The organism is Actinomycetota bacterium (genome assembly GCA_035540895.1).
In the GTDB taxonomy this organism is placed as follows: domain Bacteria; phylum Actinomycetota; class JAICYB01; order JAICYB01; family JAICYB01; genus DATLFR01.
Genome location: DATLFR010000241.1, coordinates 1 through 5,238 on the forward strand (window position 1 = coordinate 1; position 5,238 = coordinate 5,238).

Annotated in this window: 5 protein-coding genes; all 5 read left to right on the forward strand. The window is 68.5% G+C overall.

The genetic code is table 11. The annotated features are described in order from the left end of the window. The coding region (locus VM840_13385; protein ID HVL82577.1) for an endolytic transglycosylase MltG at positions 1–163 on the forward strand (163 nt) is incomplete at its 5' end. Continuing rightward, the gene (gene aroE, locus VM840_13390; GenBank protein HVL82578.1) at positions 160–1,056 is read left to right on the forward strand and encodes a shikimate dehydrogenase; all 897 of its coding nucleotides are present in this window, start codon (positions 160–162) and stop codon (positions 1,054–1,056) included. The genes VM840_13385 and aroE, both read left to right, overlap by 4 nt. A gap of 88 nt (positions 1,057–1,144) precedes the next feature. Then, entirely contained in the window at positions 1,145–2,809 is a 1,665-nt protein-coding gene (locus tag VM840_13395; protein ID HVL82579.1) for an ATPase, T2SS/T4P/T4SS family, read from the forward strand. Between the two features lie 50 nt (positions 2,810–2,859). Further along, positions 2,860–4,458 (forward strand): PilT/PilU family type 4a pilus ATPase, encoded by a 1,599-nt coding sequence (locus VM840_13400; protein ID HVL82580.1) that lies wholly within the window; start codon positions 2,860–2,862, stop codon positions 4,456–4,458. 10 nt (positions 4,459–4,468) lie between these two features. Continuing rightward, the coding region (locus tag VM840_13405) for a type II secretion system F family protein (protein ID HVL82581.1) at positions 4,469–5,238 on the forward strand (770 nt) is incomplete at its 3' end.

Genomic DNA, 5,238 nt, shown 5'->3' on the forward strand with positions numbered 1-5,238 from the left:
CCCCGGGCTCGACTCCCTCCGTGCCGCACTCGCCCCCGCCCAGACCGACGCCATCTACTACGTCGTGATCGACAGGTCCGGCAAGCACGGGTTCGCAGCGACGAACGAGGAGTTCAACCGGCTCCGCCGCCAGTGCCCGCCGGAGCTGTGCGGCCGGCGATGACGCCGGGGTCCTCCACCCTTCTCTGCGCCGTCCTCGGGCACCCGGTCGCCCACTCCATCTCACCCGCGGTCCACAACGCGGCGTTGCAGCACCGAGGTCGAGACGCCGTGTACCTCGCCTTCGACGTCCGCCCCGGCGAGCTGGGTCGGGCGCTCGAGGGCTTGAAGGCGCTGGGGGCCGCCGGGGCGAACCTCACCGTCCCCCACAAGGTCGCGGCTCTCGATCTGGTCGATCGGGTGGATACGGACGCGAGGCGTATCGGGGCGGCCAACACCCTCGTGTTCGAAGGAGCGGGCCCGGTCGCCCACAACACGGATGTCCAGGGGGTCCTGTTCGCCGTTCGCGAGACGTGGCCGGACGCCCTCGGGGCTCCCTGGCTCGTCCTCGGAGCCGGAGGCGGGGGCCGGGCGGCCGCCTGGGCCGCGGCAGAGGCCGGGTCGCCCGTCCTGGTCACCAACCGGACGCGGGAGCGCGCCGCCGAGCTGGTCGGCGATCTGACCTCGTCCGGACACGGCGCGGAGCTGGTCGCATGGGAGGAGAGGACCGCACGCGCCGGATCCGTCGCGCTCGTCATCGACGCCACCTCCATGGGCATGGACGGGGGTCCTGGCCCCTTGGCGGAGCAGGACCTCGAGTCCGCGGCCGCGGGCGGATGCCTCGGCCTGATGGACATGTTCTACGCCCGGGGGGAGACCGAGCTCGTCCGGACGGCCCGCCGAGCCGGGCTCGTGGCGGCGGACGGAGTACAGATGCTGGTCGGACAGGCGGCCGCGTCCTACCGTCTGTGGTGGGAAGAGGAGGCGCCTGTGGATATCATGCGGGCGGCGGCGTCCGAGGCCCTGGGTCGGTCGACCGCCGATTCCCGGCCCCCGGGGCTGCCTCCCCTCCCTTGAGGCGCTCATGCACCTACCTCTCGAGCCGATTCTGAACCAGGCGGAACCGATGACGGAGACCGGTCCGACAGACTGAGACGGGGATCGATTGAGGAAGCGCAAGGCCCGCGACTACCTGGAGGACTTCGTCCGGTCCGGCCTGGTCACCGATGAGCAGCTCCAGATCGGGCTGAAGGAGGCCGAGCGGTCCGGCAAGTCCGCCCTGCGCGTCCTGATCGAGAAGGGTTTCCTCACCGACGACGACGTCCGGGTCACCGGGTTCCGCTGGCAGGGGTACGAGACGGTCGAGCTGGGTGAGGAGCAGATCGACACGTCCGTCGTGGCCATGCTCCCCGAGAGGCTCGCCCGCAGCTACTCGGCCCTCCCGCTGCGGCTCGAGGACAACGTCCTCGTGGTGGCCATGGCCGACCCGACCAACATCATCGCGGTCGACGACATCCGGACCATGACCGGACGGGAGGTCCGCGTCGTCATAGCCGCGAAGGCGGACATCGAAGAGGCGCTGGTCCGTCACCAGTCCCTGGACTCGGCGGTCGAGATGGCCAGCGAGCCCACCCCGGACGACGACGAGGATGGCGAACTCGCGGTCGAGGACGCCCCGATCGTCAAGCTCATCAACGAGATCCTGTCGCGGGGCGTCCAGATGAGGGCCTCCGACATCCACGTCGAGCCGCAGGAACGCGACGTCAGGATCCGCTACCGCATCGACGGCGTCCTGCACGAGATCACCAAGACCCAGAAGTCGATGCAGGCGAGCATGATCTCGCGCCTGAAGGTCATGGCCGACCTGAACATCGCCGAGAGGCGGGTGCCCCAGGACGGCCGGATCACCGCGAACATCGACGGAAAGCCGATAGACCTCCGCGTGGCCACCCTCCCCTCCGTATGGGGCGAGAAGGTCGTCCTGCGCATCCTGGATCGCGCGCAGTCGGTGCTCAGGCTCGAGGACCTGGGTTTCTCCGAGCAGGCCCAGAAGCGCTACGAGGAATCGTTCACCCGGCCCTACGGCGCGCTCCTGGTCACCGGACCGACGGGCTCGGGCAAGTCGACCACGCTCTACGCGACGCTCAACATCATCAACAAGACGGAGAGGAACACGATCACCGTCGAGGACCCCGTCGAGTACCGGCTCCCGGGGCTCACGCAGGTCCAGATCAACCCCAAGGCCGGTCTCACCTTCGCGGGGGCCCTCCGATCGATCCTGCGGTCCGATCCGGACACGGTCATGATCGGGGAGATCCGCGATCGGGAGACGGCGAACATCGCCATCGAGTCCGCCCTCACCGGACACCTGGTCCTGTCCACGCTGCACACTAACGACGCCCCGTCTGCGGCGACGCGTCTCGTCGAGATGGGGGTGGAGCCCTTCCTGGTCGCGTCCGCGCTCGACTGCGTCCTCGCTCAGCGGCTCGCCCGCCGCCTGTGCGAGAGGTGCAAGGAGGAGTACGTGCCCACCCCGGAGGCTCTCATCGAGCACCGGTTCCCATGGCGCGACGGGGAGCCGCTGCCGACCCTGCAACGCCCGGTGGGGTGCCAGCACTGCGCGAAGACGGGTTACCGCGGGCGGGTCGCGCTCATCGAGGTGATGATCGTCACCGAGGAGGTCGAGCGCCTGATAGTCGAGCATCGCCCTTCGGAGGACATCAAGAGGATGGCCGTGGAGCAGGGGATGAGGACCCTCCGCGAGGACGGCATGGACAAGGTGCGACTCGGGATCACCAGCATCGAAGAGATCCTCCGGGTCGTCGTCTAGGGAGACATCGGATGGCCAAGACAGGTAGAGAGTTGGCAACGAGCCAGGCGATGGCCGACACCCTCGTCGCCGAGAAGGTCCTCACCGCGAAGCAGGTGGAGCGGGTCCGCCAGCACGAAGCCGAGTCCGGGGCGGGCTTCGTGGCCGCGATGATCGCGAACGGCCTGGACACCCCGAAGGCCCTGGAGGTCGTGGCGCGGTTCGCAGGCGTCCCGTTCGTGGACGTCGCGAGCGCGGACCTCGACCCCGACGCCGTGCGGAACATCACGGCCGCCGTCGCGCGGCAGCACCGGGTGATCCCGGTCCGGTTCGAGGGGGACCGACTCGTCCTGGCCATGGCCGACCCGCAGGACCAGCCGGCCCTCGACGAAGTGGCGGCCTTCGTGGGCCTGGTCGTCGAGCCCGTCCTGGCATCGAAGGAGGCGATCGCCGAAGCGATCGACAGGGTCTTCGGTCCGGAACAGACCGACGGACCCGCGGCCTCCCGCGACGGAGAGGATGTCGCCGTGGGTCAGCGCCTGGGCGTCACGATCGACGAACCCGTCGTGGACATCCACGACCTCCTCGAGCAGGTGCTGCTCCGGGGTGCGTCCGACCTCCACCTGACCGGAGGGGTCCCGCCGGTCCTCCGCGTCCACGGCGACCTGGTGCACCTCGACGAGTACCCGGTGCTCTCGGCCGAGGATCTCCAGAAGCTCGTGTACGGGATGCTCACGCAGAAGCAGCGCGAGCGCATGGAGACCGACCTGGAGCTCGACTTCTCCTACTCCTTGCCAGGCAAGGCCCGGTACCGCGTGAACATCTACATGCAGCGCGGGGTATTCGGCGCCGCCTTCAGGCTCATCCCGTTCAGCATCAAGTCATTGGAGGAGCTCGGTCTGCCCCCGAAGCTCGCCGACTTCTCGCGCCTGCCCCGCGGGCTCGTCGTGGTCACGGGTCCCACCGGGTCGGGGAAGTCGACCACCCTGGCCTCCATCATCGACCTGATCAACCGCGAGCGTCCGGTGCACATCATGACCGTGGAGGACCCGATCGAGTTCCTCCACGCCCACAAGCGCGCGATCATCAACCAGCGTGAGGTGGGAGCGGACACCCACGGGTTCGCCCAGGCTCTCAAGCACGTCCTGCGTCAGGACCCCGACGTGATCCTGGTGGGGGAGATGCGCGACCTGGAGACGATCCAGATGGCCATCACGGCTGCCGAGACCGGACACCTCGTCTTCGGCACCCTGCACACCCAGGACGCCCCCCAGACCGTGGACAGGATCATCGACGTCTTCCCGCCGCATCAGCAGCAGCAGATCCGCGTCCAGCTCGCCGGTGCCCTTCAGGGCGTGGTCGCGCAGCAGCTGCTGCAGACGAGGGACGGGACATCACGCGTCGCGTCGATCGAGGTGCTCATCGCCACATCGGCGGTCCGCAACCTCATCCGGGAAGCCAAGACCCACCAGATCTACTCGCAGATGCAGGCGGGCGGCCAGCACGGGATGATCACGATGGACGACTCCCTCGCCGACCTCGTGAAGCGGGGCAAGATCACCTTCGCAGCCGGACTCGAGCGGTGCCACGACGCCGAGGAGTTCTCGCGCATGGCCGGCGGGTCGGCGGGGTCACCTGCCGCCTCGAGCCGCGCGCGCGTCATCGGATAGGGGGAGGCAGATGCCCGAGTTCCAGTACAAGGCACGAGACACCCAGGGCCGCTCCCGCACGGGGGTCCTGGAGGCGGACAACCAGGCGGTCGTCCTGGAACGCCTCCGGACGAGCCAGCTCATGCCCATCGAGATCAAGCAGAAGAAGGGCGCCAACCTCAGCGCGGACATCCGGATCCCCGGCATCACGGACCGGATCGCCCTCAAGGACGTGGCCGTCGGCTCCCGGCAGCTCTCGACCATGATCAACGCCGGGCTCCCGCTGCTTCGGGCACTCACCGTCATGACGGAGCAGACGGAGAACAAGGCCCTGGCCAAGACCTGGGATCAGGTGCGCCAGGACGTCCAGGTGGGAGCCTCCTTCTCGGCTGCGCTACAGAAGCACCCGAAGGCCTTCAACCAGCTCTACGTGGCCATGGTCAAGGCGGGAGAGACGGGCGGTGTCCTCGACAGCGTCCTGCTGCGTGTGGCGGACACCCTCGAGAAGCAGGTGGAGCTTCGCAACAAGGTGAAGTCGGCGATGACGTACCCCGTCATGGTCGCCATCCTCGTCTTCCTGATCCTGATGGCCATCCTCCTGTTCGTGGTCCCGACCTTCCAGGAGCTCTACGCCGGCCTCGGCGGGACGCTCCCGGTCCCGACCAGGATCCTCCTGTTCCTGAGCAAGGTCGTGCAGCGGTTCTTCGTGTTCGTGATCCTCGGGCTGGTGGGAGCCGGCTTCCTGTTCCGGCGATCGATCGCCACCGAGAAGGGTCGCGCGGTCTTCGACCGCGTCAAGCT